A 21,477-nucleotide genomic window follows, 5' to 3' on the forward strand; every position below is an offset into this window, starting at 1 on the left:
ATACAAATGCACTACCGGTTTTATTTAAAATATAGTGATAATTTGACGTTGAATTATTGGAAAATACAAGAAACAACTTACAAAGAATAAATTATGAAAATCCCTACAATTTATGGTATTATAGAACGTAGAATGTTAATCAATTTTTGTGTAGAATCACACTATATTGAGACGATTTTACCTCAACCTTTTCGTCCAAAATTGTACAAAGGAAAAGCAATTGCTGGAATCTGTTTGATTCGATTAAAAGATATAAAACCAAAAGGTTTACCTGATTTTGTAGGAGTGAATTCTGAAAATGCAGCGCATCGAATCGCGGTTGAATGGGAAGAAAATGGTGTGACAAAAGAAGGTGTATATATCCCGATGAGAGATACTTCTCTAAAATTGAATACGCTTGTTGGTGGTCGAGTTTTTCCTGGGAAACATTATTTTGCGAAGTTTAATGTTATAGAAGAAAACGATAATTATCATTTAGATTTCACGAGTTCTGACGATACACGAATTGAAATTGATGCAAAAAAATCTGTTGAATTTAATTCGAATTCGATTTTCGAAACGTTGAATGAAGTTTCAAAATTCTTCGAGAATGGTTCTGTCGGTTATTCTCCAAATGGAAATAATTTTGAAGGTCTAAAACTCGAAACCTATAATTGGGGAGTAGAACCTTTGGAAGTTTTACATGTGAAATCAAGTTTTTTTGAAAATGAAACAATCTTTCTAAAAGGTTCTGTTCAGTTTGATAACGCAATTCTGATGACCAATATCGAACATGAATGGAAGTCGTTAGAAAAGATAAAATGTTTGTAGTTTATTCTTTGCTCAAAATAAAATCTTCCTCATTTGTTTTTCCTAAATTAAACTGAAACATTTCACCATAATTTATAGGTATTTTGAATGCATTTTTGATTGGTATTTGCAACAAATAACACCACATCAAACGGATGATTCCACCATGTGCAACAATCAGCACTTTTTCGTGTTGAGCATTTCGTAACTCGTCCATAAAATCAAAAAGTCGCGTAGAAATATCTTGCATTGATTCGCCGTTTGGTGTTTTAGTTTCGACAAAATCGGCGTACCAAGGTTCTATTTCTTCCGAAGGAATTTCGTTCCACGATTTCATTTCCCAATCTCCAAAATTGAATTCTTTTAATCGTTCATCAAAAATAATTTCATTCGAGAAAGTTTCTGCTAATCGTTGACAGCGACTCAGTGGACTTGAAAAAATTATTTCAAAGTCTTTTTCGATCTTAGTATGAATTTGTACTACTTCTTGATGAAAAGTATCAGCTAATTCCACATCAGTTTGTCCGTAACAAACCGATGAAGGAACATTAACTTTTGTATGTCGAATTACAGAAACTTGCATAGAATTAAAACGCCAAGATAAAACAAAACTTCGGTAACTTGTTGCACAGTTCCCAAGCAATCGCCTGTATATCCACCAATATATTTTTTGAAATACCAGCCCAAATAAACTTTTCCTATGTAACAAAGTGGTAATATCAACAAGAATTTCCATTCGCCAAAAACAATAAAAGGCACAAGACAGAAAAGAAAACTAATGATAAGATTTTTTATTGGAAGTGCTTTATTTGCCATCGGTTTTGATTTACTTTTGTCGATATCTGTCACATATTCGTGTGTATAAATCATCATTCCAGAAAAAAAGCGACTAACCGAATGTGCTGCAATCAAGCTGAAAATTATCAACCAAAAATTATTTTCTGCAATATGTTGAAGTGATGTGAATTTCAATAACAACAATAAGATAACACCAATTACACCATAAGCTCCAATTCGGCTATCTTTCATAATTGTCAAGATTTTTTCTTTGCCATAACCACCTCCAAAACTATCGCAAACATCGGTGAAACCATCTTCGTGAAAGGCTCCAGTCAACAAAACGCTTGTAATCATTGTGATAATAATGGCGATATCAATAGGTAAAATAAATTGACAAATCATATAAATCAATGCATTAAAAGCGCCAACCAATAAACCAATCGCTGCATAGTATTTCTGTGATTGATTCATGATTTCGTTGCTATATGGAATTTTGAACGGAATCGGAATTCGCGTAAAAAACATCAATGCGGTTAAAAAATAAGTGATTTCTTTTTTTAGCATTTCACTTTAGTTTCTTTGTTACTCACGCCTGCAGAGTCGAAACTCGCCATATCATTGTAGAAATTTACCGCACTTTTGATAATTGGATAAGCCAACGCACACCCCGTTCCTTCACCAACTCGCAAATTGATGTTCAGAATTGGTTCTTCGTTGAAATAATTTAATAAATATTGATGTCCAGATTCATCACTTTGATGACAGAAAATTGTATTGTTTAAAATTTCTGGATTTAATTTAGACGCAACCAAAATCGCAGACGAAGCAATATATCCATCAATCATCAACAACATATTATGTTCATAAGCAGATAACATTGCAGCTGTCATTTGAGCAACTTCAAAACCTCCAAAAGTGGCTAAAATTTCTTTTGGATCAGTAATTTTCCCATGTGTATTCTTCGCTTCATTTAGAATATTGATTTTATTTTGTAATTGCTCATCATTCAAACCTGTTCCACGTCCTACACATTGTTCAAGCGGTAAATCGGTTAAATAGTGTACAAGCATCGATGCAGAAGAAGTGTTCCCAATTCCCATTTCGCCAAAACCAATAATATTTGTTCCATTTTGAGCGATTTCGTTCACAATTGTCTTCGAATAATCAAAACATTGTTCCAATTGATCTAAGGTCATTGCAGGTTCGTGCAAGAAATTTTTGGTTGATTTGGCTACTTTACAATTTTTCAAAACCGAATAATCCTCGAAATCATAATTTACACCAGCGTCAACAATCGTTAAATTAATCTCATTTTGATTACAAAAAACATTAATAGCTGCTCCATTATTTAGGAAATTTAAAACCATTTGAGGCGTAACTTCTGCTGGATACGCACTAACACCAGATTGTGCAATTCCGTGATCGCTTGCGAAAACGATTAGATGAGGTTTTATTAATTCTAAATGATTTTTTTGCTGAACCAAACCAATTTTAAGTGCGATTTTTTCTAATAAACCTAAAGCTCCAAGCGGTTTTGTTTTAAGATCAATAATGTGTTGAATTTCTTCTTTTTGCATTTTATACTAAACTAAATTTTAATAAAAAAATGCTTTCGAAATCAAGTGCAATCAATTCAACAAATAATAAAAATATATGTAGTTTTGATTGAGCTTCAATCGCGAAAGCATCATCTAAAAAGTGGTCTGGCTTATAGTTTTTCTCTACTTACAGTTGCGCGACAGCTCGAGATTTGCACTCGATTCCCTTTTGTGCAAGCAAGGTAATAAATTATTTTTCTGGGACAAAATTTTCATCAATCACTATATCTCCCATCAAAACGACTTGCTCTTCAAAATCAGAAGTGTTTAAATTAACTTTATTCGGAAAATTTTTAAATGAATAAGATTTATAAACTTCTGAATTTATTTCATTTGAAGCTAATCTTAGGTTAAGTTCAGTATTTTTTAAAGTCTCAAATTGTATTGTATATTCCTCGCCAACGTTTAATTTACTTTCTACTAATTCATCATTAATTAACAAACGATATGTTTTGATTTCTAAGTTAGAATTTCCAAAATTAACTTTTATTTTGAATTTTATTTTTTCTTTTTGAATCGAATCATTTTTTGCAACTAAAGGTTCTGTACAATTTGGTTTATCCTGTCCATTTGTACATGAATTTAATAACCCAAAAGCAGAAAAAATCATGACATTAGAAATCGTTTTCTTAAAAAGATTTTGACCTAATTGACTTGGATGAAAAATACCACAATGAACGTTGCTTTTCTGAAATTCATTCGAAATTTCGTCATTTGTCAAATTAGAAAAGTCAGTGATTTTATGTTGACATTTTGCATAGAAATTTTCGTTTGTTAATTTCTCTTTGCAAGGAATTGGAATTGTGATTTTCATATTTTTTAAAGTTTAGATTTATAATAGAGATGATTTTATGAATAAAAAGGTTGGTTTTATTTTTAGAAATAATTGATTTAGAATATTTGGATTTATGTAATATCTTTAACCACCTCTACTTTCCTATTAAATAAGATCAATTTTTAATGAAAAATTTTCCCATCCCAACGAACGAAAAGCAAAGATTGCAAGCGGTTTACGATTATAATTTACAAGAACATGATAAAGACGAAGAATTAGAGGTTTTTGCAAATGCTGCGAGTTTGATTTGTAATGCGCCAATTGCGTTAGTTTCTATTTTTGATGAAAACTATCAAGTGATTAAAGCCAATTGCGGAATCGAGGTAGATATTGTTCCACGTCAACAAACTATTTGTCAATTTTCTTTAATGGAAGAAGAAATTTTGGTGATTGATGATGTGACGAAATTTGAACCTGCAAAAAATATTGCTGGAGTAAAAGCTGCAAATATTCAGTTTTATGCTGGTGTTCCGTTGATTGATGACAATGGAAATGTGTTGGGGACATTATGTGTAAACGATCATTATCCAAGAACGTTGGACGAAAAACAACGCAATTTATTGATTCAACTTGGGAAAAATATTACCAAATTATTGGTTAGTAAAAAGCGAAAAAAAGACGCTTCTTACTTTCAAAATATCTATAAAATATCGAATAACCTGATTGGAGTTGCCGATATTAATGGTGTTCTAAAATCTATAAATCCTGCTTTTAAAGAGGTTTTAGGAATAAAAGATAAAAAGACAATTATTACAGAAAATTTTTTAGATTTTGTTTCGGAAAAAGATAAAAAGAAAGTTAATACGTATTTATCAAATCTTAAAAATAATACAGATTCAATCAATTTCAAATGTTTGATGTATTCTCCCGAATCTCAAGAAGAGAAGTTAGTGGAATGGTATACAAGATCAAACTTAAAAATTGACAACGAAATCTTCTTCTTTGGTCGAGATATTACGCTTGAAAATTCGAAAAAAGTAGAATTAGAAAACAGTGAACGTAAGTTTAGAAACTTCTTCAATTCTTCGCTTGGTTTAATGACAATTCATGATTTAGATGGAAATATTTTGTCGATAAATAAGAAAGGATTAGAATCTATGGGCTATTCAGAAAATGAGGCAAAAGATTTGAATCTGAAAAAAATAATTCCAAAATCTAATCAAAAAGAATATCAAACCTATATAGAAACGATTTTGAGTAAAAAGCAAGATTCTGGTTTGATGAGCTTGATTAAGAAAGATGGTTCACTAACATATTGGTTATACAGTAATATTTTGGACAAAGATAACGAAGGAAATCCTGTTGTAATGAGTACTGCTGTGGATATGACACAAAGGACGTTGTTGGAAAGAGATCTTAATCGTGTTCGTCAGTTACTAGATCATACGTACGAAGTTGCGAATGTTGGAGGTTGGAAATATGATTTAGTTAAGCAAAAATTAATTTGGGCTGATATAACGAAAAAGATCCATGAAGTTGAACCAGATTATGAACCAAATGTAGAAACTGCACTCAATTTTTATGAAGCAAAAAGTAGTTATCCAAAAATAAAGAAAGCTTTTAAAGATGCGGTAGAAAAAGGAATCGGATATGATATGGAGTTGCAGATTGTTACCCAAAAAGGAAAAACAATTTGGGTAAGATGTAAAGGAATTCCAGAATTTGTAAATGGAGAATGTGTTAGCGTTTTTGGAATTTTTCAGGATATTGATGAGAGAAAACGTTATACGTTAGAGTTGGCTCGACAAAAAGCTATTTTCGAAACATTTATTAATCATGTACCTGCATCTGTTGCAATGTTTGATAAGGATATGAATTATCTGACTTTGAGTAATCAATGGTGTGATGAATTTGTGATAAAAAAGAAAAATGTGATCGGAAAATCTCATTACGAAATGTACAATGTTCCAGCAGAAAGAAAAGCGATTTATGAAGCTTGTTTGCAAGGCGAAAATTATTCGAATGAAGATATGATTTATCGTACACCAAAATATGATACAGATCAACACTATTCGTGGGCGATTCATCCGTGGTATATCAACAAAAAACAGATTGGTGGTCTGATTATGTTTTCGCAAAATATAACAGAATCTGTCAAGAAAAATAAAGAACTTAAAAAAGCCAAAAAGAATGCGGATATCGCTAGTAAGGCAAAGTCTGAGTTTTTAGCAAATATGAGTCACGAGATTCGAACACCTTTAAATGGTGTGATTGGTTTCTCTGATTTATTGTTGAAAACGCCACTTAATCCGACTCAAAAACAATATTTGAATTTTATTAATGATTCTGCAAATTCATTGTTGTCAATAATAAATGATATTTTAGATTTTTCTAAAATTGAATCGGGTCGAATGGATGTTTCGATAGAAAAAAATAATTTGTTCGAGTTAGGAAATCAAGTAATCAATGTGATTCTTTATCAAGCCGAAAACAAAAAAATAGAATTATTGTTGAATATAGATAATAATTTACCTCAATTTATTTGGATTGATGAAGCTCGATTGAAACAAGTGCTAATTAATCTACTTGGAAACGCTGTGAAATTTACGGATAGTGGAGAAATAGAACTAAAAATTAGTCAAGTTGAACCAATTGTGAAAGGAGAAAAAGCAAAATTGAGATTCTCTGTTCGTGATACAGGAATTGGTATAAAACCAGAAAAACAAGTCAAGATTTTTGATGCATTTACTCAAGAGGATAGTACTGTTAGTAAACGTTTCGGAGGAACTGGTTTAGGTTTAACAATTTCGAATAAGTTGCTAAATTATTTCGGAAGCCATCTAGAATTGCAAAGCGAAATAGATAAAGGTTCTACATTTTTCTTTGATTTAGAAGTTGATTACGAATATAATATTGAGCAACAATTTGATCATTTGGAAGAAATAAATCATGTGTTGATTGTAGATGATAATCAAAGTAATCAAATGATTTTGCAACATATGTTACAGTTCAAAAATATAACATCTGATATTGCAAATAATGGAATGGAAGCGCTACAGAAAGTTTTGAATGGCGATGTTTACGATGTTATTTTGATGGATTATCATATGCCGGTTTTGAATGGTTTGGAAACAATTCAGAAAATAAAAGAGTATTTCGTAACAAAGGATACAAAAACTCCTTTAGTGTTATTGCATAGTTCTTCTGAGGATGAATATCTAATTCAGAAAGCAAAAGAATTAGGAATTACTTCGCGTTTATTGAAACCAATTAAGTCGGAAGAATTGTTTGATACGTTGCGTAAAACAATTATTGATTCGAAAGAAATTCAAACCATAGAAATTGAAAATCAAGAAGAAATTTCGCAAGATTTTTCGAAACAATTTCACATTTTAATTGCAGATGATAATTTAGTAAATATGGCTCTGAATCAGCAAATTATCAAAAATATTGCACCAAATTCTATTTTGTATACAGCTGCGAATGGAGCGGAAGCCGTATCAATTTGTCAAGAAAATAAGATCGATTTAATCTTGATGGATATTCAAATGCCAGAAATGAATGGGATTGAAGCAACTAGGGTTATTCGTTTGTTAAATAATTTTCAAGAAACTCCGATTATAGCAGTGACAGCGGGAAATGTAAAAGGCGAAAAGGAAAAATGTCTTGATGCTGGATTGAATGATTTCTTAGCAAAACCAATTCGAGAAAAAGATATTTTTGATGTCCTAGAAAAATGGTTAGATTTTTCTAAAAAAGAAAAGAATGAAACCAACGATTTTGGAAATCACCTTGATCTTTCTATGATAAATAATTATACGAAAGACGACGAATCGTTTAGAAAAATGTTTATAGAAATAATTATTAATGAGTTAGAAAAATCTGTACAAGAATTTGAAACTTATTTCAACAAACAAAATTTAGAAGGATTAAATCAATTAGGTCATAAAGTAAAAGGAACAGCAAAAACTGCAGGACTTACAATTTTGGCTGATTTAACCGAACAAATAGAAAAATCAACTTCGATCAATTACCTACAAGAAAACCAGCTGATTATTAAAGTAAAAACCGAAATAGAATTAGTTATTAACTATTTAAAAAATATTTAAAAACCAATATTATGCAGATTTTAATTGCCGAAGACGATGAATTGATTTTAAAAACAATTGAACACAAACTGAAAAAAGAAGGTTACAAAGTTGTTTTAACACGAAATGGAAAAGAAGCAATCAGTAAGATTGAGAATGAAGATATTGATTTGATTATTACAGATATTATGATGCCTTTTGCGTCTGGTTTGGAGATTATTAGTGCTGTTAGAAAAAGTAAAAATTCCGAAACACCAATGATTATTTTGTCTTCTTTAGGGCAAGAAGATGTAGTGGTGGAAGCATTTAATTTGGGTGCAAATGATTTTATGGTGAAACCATTTAGCCCTATTGAATTGTCTGTTCGCGTGAAGAAATTATTAAAATAAAAGCATGATTATCCTACAAATTATAACCTATACCGAGTTAATCGTAGGAATTTATATTCTACTTATTTTACTTTTTTTGACAATTATTTATACGTTATTGACAAGTATAATTGAATATAAAATCATTACAAAGAAAAATAAGTGGAATGCGATTATTGATAAAGAAATTTATGAAACAATTTTGGATGATCAATCCAATTCGAATACTGACTTTAATGATTATTTGAAATCAAGTTCATTCAAACATTATTTTATTAAAAAATTACTAAAAGCGGAACAAAATTTTTCTGGAAATTCAAAAGAAAGTATTCAAAATTTATTTGACCATTATGAATTAAAAAAAATATCCTTACAGAAATTAAATAGTCAAAAAAATCATGAAATAGCCGAGGCAATACAAGAAGTTACGACGATGAATCATGTTGAAACTTTACCAAAAATCAAAAGTATGTTACAACATAAAAATGATTTAGTACGATCTGAAGCGCAATATGGTTTAACGAAATTTGCTGGTTTCGAAGGTTTATATTTTTTGGATAATTTACAAGAGCAATTGACGGATTGGCAACAGTTGAAATTGTTGGATGCAATTACAATTTTACCAAATCTTGATGAGGTTGATAAGATAATTTCAAATTGGTTAAAATCACCTAATCAAAGTGTGAAAATTCTAACAATGAAATTAATTCGCAAGTTTCAATTGATGCAAATGCACGATTTGGTTGCAGATAATTTGCACGATTCTGATGAAAAAGTTGTGGAAGAAACGATTAAAACATTAGTCAGAATCGAAGATGACTCAACCTCAAAGCTATTGATTGAGCAATATGAAACGTGTAACGAAAAGTTTCAAATTCAAATTTTAAAAGCTTTAGAAAAAATCTCAAATCCAGAAAATAACACATTCTTAGAAACTCAAGCAAAGGAAAATCCTTCATTTTCTGTCAAAAAAGCAAGTGTAAAAGCCTTAAATAATTGTTGTTCAAAAACCGATTTACAAAAACTTGCACACCAATCAAACTCTCCTGAATTAAAACAAATTATTAATCAAATTATCCAAGAAAACTAATCATGAATTGGCTAGAAACGGCTTTCGATTTTTTTATTTACGGCTTCCTTTTTTATTCAATCCTATTAATTTTAGTCTACGGATGGATAGGTTTTTATGCAAAAGGAGCGATAAAAATGTATATCCGAAAAAACAGTTTTACGGATTATTCGCTTATTGCAACATCGCCAAATGCGCCTACTTTTAGCCTTATTGCGCCCGCTTATAACGAAGGTGCAACGATTGTGGAGAATGTGCGTTCGTTGTTGTCGTTGTATTACAATCAGCTCGAAATTATTATTGTAAATGATGGTTCCAAAGATGATTCGTTGCAACGATTAATTGAAGCGTATGATTTGATTAAAATTGATTATTTCGTTGAAGGAAACATCGAAACGAAACCAATTAATGCAATTTATAAAAGTACCAATCCAGTTTTCAAAAAATTAATTATTGTTGACAAAGTAAATGGAGGAAAATCGGATGCGTTAAATGTCGGAATTAATATTGCAACAAACGATTATATTGTTTGTATTGATGTCGATTGTATTTTAGAACAAGATGCGATTCTGAAGCTTGCGAAACCTTTTATGGATGAAGCAAAAGCAAAAGTAATTGCATGTGGAGGCGTAATTCGTTTGGCGAATAATTGTACCATTGTTGACGGAAAAATTGTCGATGTTAATTTGCCTAAAACTCGTTTAGGAAGAGCACAAGCGTTAGAATATATTCGTGCATTTCTTTTGGGAAGAATGGCGTGGTCGCGCGCCAATGGTTTGATGCTGATTTCGGGTGCTTTTGGTGCTTTTGATCGTGAAATTGTACTCCAGTGTGGCGGTTACGATCACGATACAGTTGGTGAAGATATGGAGCTTGTTGTGCGAATGCGACGTTATATGCACGAGCAAAAATTGGCCTATAAAGTAGTAAATATTCCCGATCCGCTTTGTTGGACAGAAGTACCAGAAAATAAAGAAATTTTAACCAAACAGCGTAATCGTTGGATGCGTGGAACGATAGAAACATTGTGGAAGCATCGTATTTTATTTTTCAATCCGAAATATGGAAAACTTGGAATGATGAGTTATCCGTATTGGTTTTTCTTCGAATTTTTAGGACCGATTATCGAATATATTGGTTGGATCATTTTCGTAGTTTTATTCTTTTTAGGATTTATTAATTGGCATATTTTCTTTCCTTTGATGGCTTTTGTATTGCTTTATGGAATTTTATATTCGATTTATGCTATTCTGATTGATTTGATGACGTACAATGTTTATCACAAAAAAGGGGATATTCCGAAATTATTTTTTACGGCGTTTATAGAGCCGTTTACATTTCATCCGTTTGTTGTGATGGCAGGCGTGAAAGGGGTGAAGGATTTCTTTCTCAAAAATAATTCGTGGGGAGAAATGACGCGACAAGGTTTTGGAGGAAATCAAGCGAAAGAATTGTCTATTTGGCAAAAAATGAGACTTGGATTCATGAATCTAGTTCAGCAAACTACGTTTATTTCGTTGGTTTATTTGTTGCTTTTTGGATTGTCATCAATTCTTGAATTTTATCTTTATCAAGAAAATCTCTCAACAACTTCTAATCAAACTTTATTTTTTGACTTATTCGTACATAATATCGATTTTGCTTTAGATAGTATTTTTGTGGTAAGTTTTAAATATTTTTTATTGCAATTTTATTCGATAAGTTGGGCAAAAAAATGGATCATTTTTACGTATTCTTTTTTAATTATTTCGAATATTTTATTGATTAAATATTTTCAAACAACACTCAATTTATTAGGTTCAGATTTTTTTTCTTATACGTTAGAAGAATTGAAATTAATTATTGGTGCGTCAGGTGTTGTAAATGTTACAAACATTCTTTTATCAATTGCTGTAATTGCTATTTTAACAACGATATTTATTTACAGTTATCGATTAAAAATCAATCAAAAAATTCTTCAATTACCATTAATAATTTTGAGTTTTTTATCGCTTATTATTCCAATTAATTTGTATTTAAAAAGTACTCAAAATGATGAGTTTTCATCTAATTTAATTTTGAGTAAATCCTCTTATTTTTTTTCAAATTCGATTGAACAATATGCAGAAGATAAACTTTCGGAAATTGACTTTTTAAATTCAAATTCGAGTTCAAATAAAGAAGATAATCTACATTATTTTGATAAAACTAATTATCCATTTTTGTATCAAGATGAGAATAAAAATTTCTTCGCGGATCAATTTAATCTAACAACAGAAAAACCGAATGTTGTTTTTATTGTGATTGAAGGTTTGGGACGAGCTTTTAGTAACGATAGAGCATATTTAGGTTCTTTTACACCATATATCGATCAGCTTTCAAAAAAGAGTTTGTATTGGGAAAATGGATTAAGTACGACTGGAAGAACATATGGAGTTTTACCTGGATTGACTGGTTCTTTGCCGTTTTCTGAAAATGGTTTTATGGAACAAAAAAACTTACCTCAACATTTCAATTTGTATAATTTGTTAAAAAATAATGGTTATAAAACTGGTTATTTTTACGGTGGCGATGCTGATTTCGATTTTATGTCAAAATACTTGAATTATTCGGGGGTTGAAACAATTATTGATGAAAATGATTACGAAAATAATTATGCAAAAATTCCGTCGAATAATGGATTCTCTTGGGGATTTGACGATCATTCAGTGTTTAAAAAATATTTAGCAACGCAAAAAGAAAATAATCAACCATACTTTAATGTTTTGATGACGTTAGCGACGCATAGTCCTTTCTTAATAAACAATGTTGAGAAATATAATAAACAGTTTGAAACTTTGATTAAATCTCGAAATTATGATGCGACAACTTTGACGACAGTAAAAAAATATAAACAACAATTGGTGACTTTTTTGAGTGTTGATGAAGCTGTAAAAAACTTTTTCGAAGCTTATCAAAAACGTTCAGATTTTAATCAAACTATTTTTGTGATTACTGGAGATCATCGAATGCCAGAAGTTCCGATGGAAACAAAGATTGATCGTTTTCATGTTCCGATTATTGTCTATTCTCCTTTGTTAAAGTCACCGAAAAAGATGTCAAATATTGTGACGCATTTTGATATTGCACCAACTTTTGTGACATATTTTAGAGATTCGTATAAACTGAAATTACCGAATTATGTGACTTGGATGGGACAGAATTTAGAAAACGGTAAAGTGAATTACAGAAAACAAGGTGTTCCGTTAATGCAGAATAAAAATATTTTAGACGATTATGTTTTTCAAAATTATCATTTGTCAGGAGGGAAGTTATATCGAATTGAAAAGAATTTAACAGAAGATGTTGAACAAAATTCGAAGATGGAAACAGAGTTGAAAAATCGATTGAAAAGCTTTAAAACAAAAAACCATTCTTTGAAAAATACTCAAAAAATGGTTCCTGATTCTATATTTAACCGTTATATCAATTAGAATTTTCGGCTGTACGAAACGCTTACATCAAATTGATTTCCTTTTTGATTTGGACGATATTCTTGATTGTAATAATTCGCACCAATTGAAATTAAGTTTAATTCATTGATCGAAAAATTATAATCTGCTCCAATTTTGAAGGACTTCAGTTTGTAAGTTGTATCTTCTAAAAGATTGTTGTTAAAATCTTCTGGTGAAATTCCTGTACCAATAGCTAAGCTTAAATAATTGTTTGCATCGCCAGTATAATAACGAGTTGTGAATGTATACGAATGCGAAATATTGTTGTTGCTTGGCGTTACAAATGCACGTAAATTGAACCAATAATTTTTATAATATTTACCGATAGATCCTGTGAACATCCAAACATCATCCGAAAAATGAAGTTGACGATAACCTAATTCAGCTTCGAAACTTTTAGGTAAATTAGCGTAAAGAGAGGCTCCTGTGCGATATTTAGGAAAAATTCCATCACTATCCGAATATCCACCGCCAACATACATATAAAATGTCTTAGAAAGTCTTGGATAAGCTTCTACTTCGTATTGAACTCCGTTATCTTTAAATTTGTTTGCGTAATTTACTTTAAAAATCAACGAACCAAGTGAAGTTTGTCTTTTATAACTAACCGAAACTTGATGCCAATCATCTGCAAATTGCTTGTCAAAATGTGAGTAATTATAATTTACACTAATCGCATTTTTAGTATTATTTATTTCGATTCGATTTGCTAATTCGCGCGCTTCCGTATTTTTAGGGTTAATTGCTAATAATTCTTTGATTGTTTTCGAAGCTTCTTCATAAGCATTGTTTGAATTAAGAACTTTAGCTTTTAACAACAATAATTCTTCATTTTTAGGATATTTAATTAATCCACGATCAATGATAGAAACGGCTTCTGTATAATTATCATTCCAATATTCAAGTGACGTGTAAGCTAAATAAAAATCGGTAGAAGGATCCATGTTTTTTTCAACATTCTGAAAAACTTTTCTCGCTTCTTCGGTTTCATCATTCCATGTATATATTCGTCCCAAAAAAACAGCGATATCTGTATATTCCGGAGATTGATCTAAAGCTTGTAATGCAAGTTTCTTGGCAGTTGCATAATCTTTTTCTTCGAAAGCTTTGTGACGTGCTTCTTGAAATAAATCATCCGAACTTTTCGATTCTTGACTATACGAAAATAAAGGTAAAAAGGTAAGAGTAAAGAGTGTCTTTCTTAGAAATGATTTTTGAATCATGTGATAAAAACGTACTTTATTATGAGGATAAAGATATAATTATTTAGAGCATAAAAAAAGCTCAAGAAAATAAATTCTTGAGCTTTATTGTACCTCAGGCGGGACTTGAACCCGCACGTCCTAATGGACACAGGATTTTAAGTCCTGCGTGTCTACCAATTCCACCACCAAGGCATCCACTTCTAAGAAAGAAGTTAGAGCGGGAAACGGGACTCGAACCCGCAACATTCAGCTTGGAAGGCTGACGCTCTACCAATTGAGCTATTCCCGCGTGTAAATTGTAAAAATCAAATTAAAAAGTACCTCAGGCGGGACTTGAACCCGCACGTCCTAATGGACACAGGATTTTAAGTCCTGCGTGTCTACCAATTCCACCACCAAGGCAAAATTTGATTTTTATGAATTTTTATATTTCAAAGAGCGGGAAACGGGGCTCGAACCCGCGACCTCAACCTTGGCAAGGTTGCGCTCTACCAGCTGAGCTATTCTCGCGATTGGAGTGCAAATATATAAAATCAATTTCTAATAATCCAAATCAAATTTGAATAAAATTTTAAAAATATATTTGCACTTATTTTAATTAGTTGATAGGCATTAACATATCAGCTACTTCTTTTATTTTATCTTTCATCTTTTTACGATGAACGATCATATCAACGAAGCCTTTTTCTAATAAAAATTCAGAAGTTTGGAATCCTTCTGGTAAATCTCTACCAATAGTTTCTTTGATAACACGTGGTCCAGCGAATCCAATTAATGCTCCTGGCTCTGCCATGATAACGTCACCAATTGATCCGAAAGAAGCTGTAATTCCTCCAAAAGATGGATTTGTTAAGATTGTAATATAAGGAATGTTGTTATCTGCTAATTGAATTAATTTAGCTTCTACTTTAGCTAATTGCATCAACGAAATTGCAGCTTCCATCATACGTGCACCACCAGATTGTGTAATAATTACGAATGGAGTTTTGTTTTTGATAGAATAATCAATTGCACGTGCAATTTTTTCTCCCATTACAGATCCTAAAGAACCTCCAATAAATTTGAAGTCCATACAAGAAATTGTAATGTCACGTCCATGAATTTTTCCAGTCGCATTGCGAATAGAATCTGTCATTCCCGTTTTCTTTTTAATCTCTTTTAAACGATCTTTATAAGGTTTTGTATCTGTCCAATTTAATGGGTCTTTACTTTCTACTTTTGTATCTAATTCTGTGAATTTACTATCATCAAATAAGATATCGAAGTATTCTTGAGAACCAATTTGTACGTGATGATCATCCTCTGGACTTACATACGCATTTGCTTTTAGTTCTTCAGTTTCAATAATTTTTCCTGATGGTGTTTTGTACCATAAGCCTTTTTTAACGTCTTTTTTAGACTCTGTAGGCGTTGTAATATTTTTCTTGCTTCTAATAAACCAAGGCATATTCTCTGTTTTTATTTGGGTAAGAATAATCTTAGTGAAAAGATTATCCTAAAGTATTAACATTATTTAAATCGTGAAAAGCTTGAATTAATCTGTCTTTGAAAGTAACTTCTCCAGCTCTTAACCACACGCGTGGATCATAATATTTTTTGTTAGGAGATTCTGGACCTTCAGGATTTCCAATTTGTCCTTGTAAATAAGCTGCATTTTCGTCAAAATATTTACGAATTCCTTCCATAAATGCATATTGTAAATCTGTATCAATGTTCATTTTGATAACTCCGTAGCTAATTGCTTCTCTAATTTCTTCTAACGTAGAACCAGAACCTCCGTGGAATACGAAGTTTACAGCGTTGTCTACACCATACTTTTCGTTGATGTATTTTTGAGAGTTATCTAAAATTTTTGGAGTCAATACAACATTTCCTGGTTTGTAAACACCGTGTACATTACCAAATGCTGCTGCAATCCAGAAATTATCAGAAATAGATTTTAAGTTTTCGTAAACGTAAGCAACTTCTTCTGGTTGAGTGTATAATAAAGAATTGTCAACATTAGAATTGTCAACACCATCTTCTTCTCCACCTGTAATACCTAATTCCATCTCCAAAGTCATTCCAACTTTAGACATTCTTTCTAAGTATCTTTTGCACTTTTCTACGTTTTCTTCTAAAGGCTCTTCAGATAAATCTAACATGTGAGAACTAAATAAAGTCTTTCCGAATTTATTAAAATGTTCTTCGTTAGCGTCCATAATTCCATCAATCCAAGGCAATAATTTTTTTGCACAGTGGTCTGTATGTAAAATTACAGTAGCTCCGTAAGACTCAGCTAAAGTGTGAATATGTTTTGCTCCCGCAATAGCACCTTTGATAGCAGAAAGTTGATTTTCTCCTTTTAATCCTTTTCCGGCATTAAAAGCAGCACCTCCGTTAGAAAATTGAATAATAACCGGAGAGTTTACTTCAACTGCAGCTTCCATTGCAGCGTTAATAGTATCTGAACCGATGACATTACACGCTGGTAAAGCGTATTGATTTGCTTTTGCATCATTGATAATGTCTTGAACTAATGAACCGGTAGCAACACCGGCAGGAAATTTTCTGCTCATTATGTTAGTATTTTGTGAAACAAATATAGATGTTTTTTTAGAAAGGATAATTAATTCCGAAGTGGATTCTTGGTTTAAGCAAATTAAAATTGTCAAATTGCCAGCGATCACCCAATTCGTAAGAAGGGTCATAAATTTTGTAACCTAAATCAAATCTTACAATTGCAAACGTACCAATGTGATAACGGAAACCTAATCCAGAACCAATTCCGAATTCTTTGTAAAAATCTTTGAACTTAAATAATGTTTCTGGACGATTTTTATTAACACCCCAAATATTACCAGCATCAAGAAAATATGCACCTTCCAAACTTCCAAAAAGATTGAAGCGATATTCAGCATTGAATAACAATTTCATGCTTTCAAATTCTAAACTTTGATTTTTAGAATCGATACGTGGTTTACTTCCAGGACCTAAAGTTAACGGTGCCCAACCACGAACATCATTTGCTCCTCCAGCCGAATAACTTCTTACGAAGGGTGCAACATCTGAGTTTCCATATGGTTGAATGATTCCGAATAAGAAACGTCCCGCTACGCTAGAATTTGAATTTAATTTGAATTTTCGTCTAACATCCACATCAAATTTTACGAATTGAGAATAAGGAATTCCAAAGATCAAACCTGCTTGATTTCCGTCTCGATCAGGTTCAGCTTTATTAAAGCCAAAAGCTTTGTCTAAACCTCTTAATACATTTCCGGCTAATTCAATTCTCGCTTGAATAAACCAAGGATTACTTTTTGGTCGAAATGAATTTTCTTGATTAAATGTAAATTGATAGATAAAAGAGTTGATTAATACATTTTGGGAAATATTAGCTTTTCTATATAACATATTCTCAAAATCAACATACAACTTTGCGTTTTCTCCAGTTAATGAACTTTGGAATCCTTTGTCAGCCTCGATTGCGTCTGTTAATTCATCGTCCGTTAGATAAATTGGTGCATTAGGATTGTATGCGTAGTATAAATCTTTTACTTCGTTTTTTGTATTATTATCTTTTGTAAACACTTCATAATAGCGATCTTTTTTTCGGTTACTAATAAATTCTGTGTTAAACAAAGAAACTTTGTGTTGAAACTCCGAACTCGAAATATCCATATCAAAACCAAAACCATAAGTCGTTTTGTCTAAACCTACATTTTTCTGCGTACTTGCATTCATTCGAATAGCAGATTCGGCAGTAAAACGTTTTGGTAAAATATTATCAAGATTAATTGGTGTTAATAAATAAGGAAATTTCAACTTTGTTTCGATAGCGATTTCGTAAGCATTTAAGAATGCTTTATTCATTGAGAAATCTTTGTTGACAGAACCTAAAGTTCCTTTCAAAGTTGTTTCTAAATTTTCTCCTCCTCCAAATAGATTTCTCGAAGTTAAAGTCATTCCGGGAGAAATTGCAAAGTTCATATAGCGAGAAGCATAACTTTCGACAAAGAGATTCAAGTCATATTTCTTTTTTGGTGTAAAGAAAACGTCTACATTTAGGATAGAATCTTGTTTATTAATTCTGAATCCATGTAAGTTAATGTTTTCTTTCTTGAAAATATTACGTTTTGTCTGAATTTCTTGTCGTTGACGATATAGTTGACCAGGACGAATTACAAATGCATCTGTAAAATATTTTGGTCGATATTCTGGTTCTTTTGTATATAAAACGTTATAATCTTTATATTCTTCTTTGATTAATTTACTTTCATCATCAACAAAACTGCGAGAATCTGCATAAATATTTATCTTCCCAAAACGGTATTGCGTAAAAGGTGTAATACTATCCGTTTTCAAAGAATCTTGAATATATTTATCAATAAACATCGTTACATCAAGGCGTTTGTTACTTTTTAATGTATCCGCTTCAAAATATAAATCTTCGCCCGAATCATTAAAATCATAGTAACCTCTATTCTTTAACAAATCGATGATACGATCGCGTTCTTCCTCAAATTTGTCAAAATTATATTGATCTCCAGCATGCAAAACAGTTTGTTTTCCAATAGAAGAATTAAGATATTCTTCTATTTTTTGATCAGATATTTTTTGATCATATGTTTCGATATAAGAAGGTTCCCCTAACTTAATATCATAAATAGTTTCTGCTTTTTTCGCAACAGAATCTTTATTATAGGAAACAGCTACTTTCGAATCGAAATAACCTTTGTCATGAAATAATCTATTTAAGTTCTTTGCCGAAAATTCTGATTGTTGTTCATCCAACAAAACTGGAGCCTCACCTTGACTATAATAAAGACGTTCTTTCCATAAACTGTGCCCAACATATTCGCTAAGATTATTCTTCGTTAGTAAACTGTCCAATAATTTTTGGTTACGAACCGAAGCATCTTGTCGATAATATTCCTGAAAAGTTTCATCAAATTTTGCAGGAGACCAATTATAAACCCATTGCCAAAGAGGGAAAAAACCAAGGAACTTACCAGCTGGTTTTTGTTTCACATAATCACTTAAATCTTTGTTGATTATAGTTTTTTTCTTCTTAATATCGGGATCTTCTTTATCGTAGATAAATTTGTTCTTTACAAACAAATATTCTCCTTCAGGTACTTTTTTAGTTGTACTACAGCTATAAAAAAGTAAACCTAAACAAGAGATAAGTGTTATATTTGTTGTAATTTTTTTTTGCATAAATATGTTATCAAATAACGTTATTAAGATAATAACTTCTCTGGGTTCTAAAAAATATAGACAAAAATATAATTTGTTTGTCGTAGAAGGTGTTAAAAATATTGGGGAAGTTATAAAAAGTTCTATAAATATTAAAGAATTATTTATAACTGAAGACTTTTGGCCAGAAGCTACACATATCAAAAAGACTTTTATTGAAGAAAAAGACTTGAAAAAGATCAGTTTCTTAACTACTCCGAATGTAGGTTTAGCACTTTGTGAATTACCTAATTATAACGAAAACATCAAGTTGAATGGTTTAAGTATTGCTTTGGATGATATTCGAGATCCAGGTAATTTAGGAACAATTATCCGCTTGGCTGATTGGTTTGGTGTAGAGGATATTTTGTGTACCAAAGAATCTGTTGATATGTACAACCCAAAAGTTGTGATGTCGACAATGGGCTCTTTTACACGAGTGAAAGTTCATTATATCGATTTGGAGAAATACTTGTCTGACTATAAAGGAAACATTTTCGGGACTTTTATGGAAGGAGAATCTATTTATGAACAAACACTTCCACAAGAAGGTATCTTGGTAATGGGGAACGAAGCGAATGGAATTTCTCCAGAAATCGAGAAGTTAACGACAAATAAACTAAGTATTCCGTTCTTTGGGAAAAATGGTTCTACCGAAAGTCTCAACGTAGCTGTTGCAACAAGTGTCATCTTAGGCGAGTTTAAGTCTCAACTTTCGCACAAATCATAAAAAAAACTTAATGTTTCTAAACGGGTAACTATTCCACAAATAAATATATACTTTAGTAGAAACAAACAATAAGATTAAGAAAAAACACATGAAATATGTAGCGGTTGTTCTTGCTTCTGCAATGCTGTTTATGGGAAGCTGTAGCAAGAAAAACGAACAAAAAGAAGAAGTTAGAAAGAAGGATCCTCATGCTTTGCGCTATGATTCGTTGGATTGGAAAGCAGATTTCAAGCCAATGAAGTACACACAAGCAGAACTTAATGATTACAGAAATAAACTAAACACCTATTATAAAGACTTTTGGGTTGACGGGAAAGTGAGCGGAGGTTTGTTGGTTGTGAAGAATGGGCAAGTACTTTTAGAGCAATATCAAGGGATGGCAGACGAAAGACATAAGCGTCCAATCACTGCCGAAACGCCTATTCACATAGCATCTATCTCGAAAGTTTTTACATCTATGGCGATACTTAAGCTGGTCGAGAAAGGTAAAATCAAATTAGATCAAAAAGTAAATACAATATTAGAAGGTTTTCCTTACGACGATATCACGGTTCGTAATTTGCTAAATCACCGCAGTGGTTTGCCAAATTATGCCAACGTTTTGTGGAATAACAAGAAGGTAATGATGGATCGCGAGAAACCAATTTCTAATCAAGATGTGTTAGATATCTTTAGAGAATTTGACGTTAAACAAATTCGTCCCGCAGACAAAGGGTTTTATTACTCGAACACCAACTTCGCTTTCCTTGCTTTAGTAATCGAAAAGATTATGAAAATACCTTATCCGAAAGCAATGAAATACATGGTTTTTGACCCTCTTGAGATGAATAACACCTTTGTTTTTGAGTATGATCGCGATAAAGATACAGTAGCTCGTTCTTACAAATACAATGGTTACGAGTGGGCTTGGGATGATTTTGACCGCACGTATGGAGACAAAAATATCTACTCAACGCCAAGAGATCTGTATAAGTTAGATGTTTCCATGTATTCGGATGATTTCTTACCGAAGAAGATCAAGAAAGAAGCTTTCAAAGGATATAGTTACGAGCAGAAAGGTTTCAAAAATTATGGGCTTGGAATGCGCTTGTTAGAATATGACAATGGTAAAAAATTATTGTATCACAATGGTTGGTGGCACGGGAATAACACAGTTTTTGTACACGATGTTAACAATCAATTTACGGTAATTGCATTAGGAAACAAGCAGAATAAGAATATATATAGTGCATTTAAATTGGCTGGACTTACAGGAACTTATCCGCTAAAAGCACCAAATAAAGATTCGATGAGGTTGCATAAACAACCAATTGTACCAAAAACAACAGCAAAACTTTCGACCAAAGTTTCAAGATAATAGCAAGGCTTCCTTATATATGGAAGCC

15 protein-coding genes, 4 tRNA genes and 1 riboswitch are annotated in these 21,477 nt (G+C 31.7%); of the genes, 7 read left to right on the top strand and 12 right to left on the bottom strand.

Going from position 1 to position 21,477, the window contains the following annotated elements; translation table 11 throughout:
- The first annotated feature begins 93 nt into the window (after positions 1–93).
- Entirely contained in the window at positions 94–810 is a 717-nt protein-coding gene (locus tag B3I31_RS03820; protein WP_280036699.1) for a DUF2071 domain-containing protein, read from the top strand.
- Between the two features lies 1 nt (position 811).
- Here B3I31_RS03820 and cobC read toward each other — a convergent pair whose 3' ends face one another.
- The 4 genes from cobC to B3I31_RS03840 all read right to left on the bottom strand — a co-directional run bounded on the left by cobC (position 812) and on the right by B3I31_RS03840 (position 3,981).
- Positions 812–1,372, bottom strand: a complete 561-nt coding sequence (gene cobC, locus B3I31_RS03825) for an alpha-ribazole phosphatase (RefSeq protein WP_291060579.1) — start codon at positions 1,370–1,372, stop codon at positions 812–814.
- On the bottom strand, positions 1,357–2,133 hold the full coding sequence (locus B3I31_RS03830) for an adenosylcobinamide-GDP ribazoletransferase (RefSeq protein WP_221854148.1): 777 nt from the start codon (positions 2,131–2,133) through the stop codon (positions 1,357–1,359). The genes cobC and B3I31_RS03830 overlap by 16 nt, the downstream gene beginning before the upstream one ends.
- Positions 2,127–3,146 carry a nicotinate-nucleotide--dimethylbenzimidazole phosphoribosyltransferase gene (gene cobT, locus B3I31_RS03835; protein WP_291047138.1) on the bottom strand — a complete coding sequence of 340 codons (1,020 nt, stop codon included), beginning with the start codon at positions 3,144–3,146 and terminating at the stop codon, positions 2,127–2,129. Before cobT ends, B3I31_RS03830 begins: the two co-directional genes overlap by 7 nt.
- Positions 3,147–3,248: 102 nt before the next feature.
- A riboswitch (cobalamin riboswitch) is annotated at positions 3,249–3,362 on the bottom strand.
- Entirely contained in the window at positions 3,358–3,981 is a 624-nt protein-coding gene (locus B3I31_RS03840) for a hypothetical protein (protein WP_291052891.1), read from the bottom strand. It overlaps the preceding riboswitch by 5 nt.
- Positions 3,982–4,127: 146 nt before the next feature.
- On the opposite strand from B3I31_RS03840, the gene B3I31_RS03845 reads away from it, so the two are divergent.
- Genes B3I31_RS03845 through B3I31_RS03860 form a run of 4 tightly spaced genes read left to right on the top strand, consistent with a single transcriptional unit; the run spans position 4,128 to position 12,919 of the window.
- On the top strand, positions 4,128–8,051 hold the full coding sequence (locus B3I31_RS03845; RefSeq protein ID WP_291060581.1) for a response regulator: 3,924 nt from the start codon (positions 4,128–4,130) through the stop codon (positions 8,049–8,051).
- Between the two features lie 11 nt (positions 8,052–8,062).
- Positions 8,063–8,419, top strand: coding sequence for a response regulator transcription factor (locus B3I31_RS03850; protein WP_221854151.1), 357 nt, complete (start codon positions 8,063–8,065; stop codon positions 8,417–8,419).
- A gap of 4 nt (positions 8,420–8,423) precedes the next feature.
- Positions 8,424–9,488: a HEAT repeat domain-containing protein gene (locus tag B3I31_RS03855; RefSeq protein ID WP_291087635.1), complete on the top strand. Its 1,065-nt coding sequence runs from the start codon at positions 8,424–8,426 to the stop codon at positions 9,486–9,488.
- A 2-nt stretch (positions 9,489–9,490) separates the two neighbouring features.
- Positions 9,491–12,919: a sulfatase-like hydrolase/transferase gene (locus B3I31_RS03860; protein WP_291060583.1), complete on the top strand. Its 3,429-nt coding sequence runs from the start codon at positions 9,491–9,493 to the stop codon at positions 12,917–12,919.
- On the opposite strand, the gene B3I31_RS03865 is transcribed toward B3I31_RS03860, so the two are convergent.
- From B3I31_RS03865 to B3I31_RS03900, 8 genes are all read right to left on the bottom strand, one after another.
- Positions 12,916–14,163 (bottom strand): YaiO family outer membrane beta-barrel protein, encoded by a 1,248-nt coding sequence (locus tag B3I31_RS03865; RefSeq protein WP_291052905.1) that lies wholly within the window; start codon positions 14,161–14,163, stop codon positions 12,916–12,918. The genes B3I31_RS03860 and B3I31_RS03865 overlap by 4 nt on opposite strands.
- Before the next feature lie 90 nt (positions 14,164–14,253).
- Positions 14,254–14,337: transfer RNA gene (locus B3I31_RS03870), tRNA-Leu, on the bottom strand.
- 24 nt (positions 14,338–14,361) lie between these two features.
- Positions 14,362–14,434: transfer RNA gene (locus tag B3I31_RS03875), tRNA-Gly, on the bottom strand.
- A gap of 29 nt (positions 14,435–14,463) precedes the next feature.
- A tRNA-Leu gene (locus tag B3I31_RS03880) sits at positions 14,464–14,547 on the bottom strand.
- 35 nt (positions 14,548–14,582) lie between these two features.
- Positions 14,583–14,655, bottom strand: a tRNA-Gly gene (locus B3I31_RS03885).
- 88 nt (positions 14,656–14,743) lie between these two features.
- On the bottom strand, positions 14,744–15,592 hold the full coding sequence (gene accD / locus B3I31_RS03890) for an acetyl-CoA carboxylase, carboxyltransferase subunit beta (RefSeq protein WP_115001651.1): 849 nt from the start codon (positions 15,590–15,592) through the stop codon (positions 14,744–14,746).
- Positions 15,593–15,635: 43 nt separating this feature from the next.
- The gene (fbaA, locus tag B3I31_RS03895) at positions 15,636–16,703 is read right to left on the bottom strand and encodes a class II fructose-bisphosphate aldolase (RefSeq protein ID WP_219033712.1); all 1,068 of its coding nucleotides are present in this window, start codon (positions 16,701–16,703) and stop codon (positions 15,636–15,638) included.
- A gap of 37 nt (positions 16,704–16,740) precedes the next feature.
- Positions 16,741–19,344, bottom strand: coding sequence for a BamA/TamA family outer membrane protein (locus B3I31_RS03900; RefSeq protein WP_286494748.1), 2,604 nt, complete (start codon positions 19,342–19,344; stop codon positions 16,741–16,743).
- A 4-nt stretch (positions 19,345–19,348) separates the two neighbouring features.
- Between B3I31_RS03900 and B3I31_RS03905 the strand changes: the two genes are divergently transcribed.
- Together B3I31_RS03905 and B3I31_RS03910 are read left to right on the top strand one after the other, a co-directional pair.
- Complete coding sequence (locus B3I31_RS03905; RefSeq protein ID WP_115001648.1) at positions 19,349–20,092, top strand: TrmH family RNA methyltransferase; 744 nt, start codon at positions 19,349–19,351, stop codon at positions 20,090–20,092.
- 88 nt (positions 20,093–20,180) lie between these two features.
- Entirely contained in the window at positions 20,181–21,449 is a 1,269-nt protein-coding gene (locus B3I31_RS03910) for a serine hydrolase domain-containing protein (RefSeq protein ID WP_291060585.1), read from the top strand.
- Positions 21,450–21,477: the final 28 nt, after the last annotated feature.

Origin of the sequence: Empedobacter sp. UBA3475 (genome assembly GCF_002378465.1) — a bacterium.
Lineage (GTDB): Bacteria > Bacteroidota > Bacteroidia > Flavobacteriales > Weeksellaceae > Empedobacter > Empedobacter falsenii_B.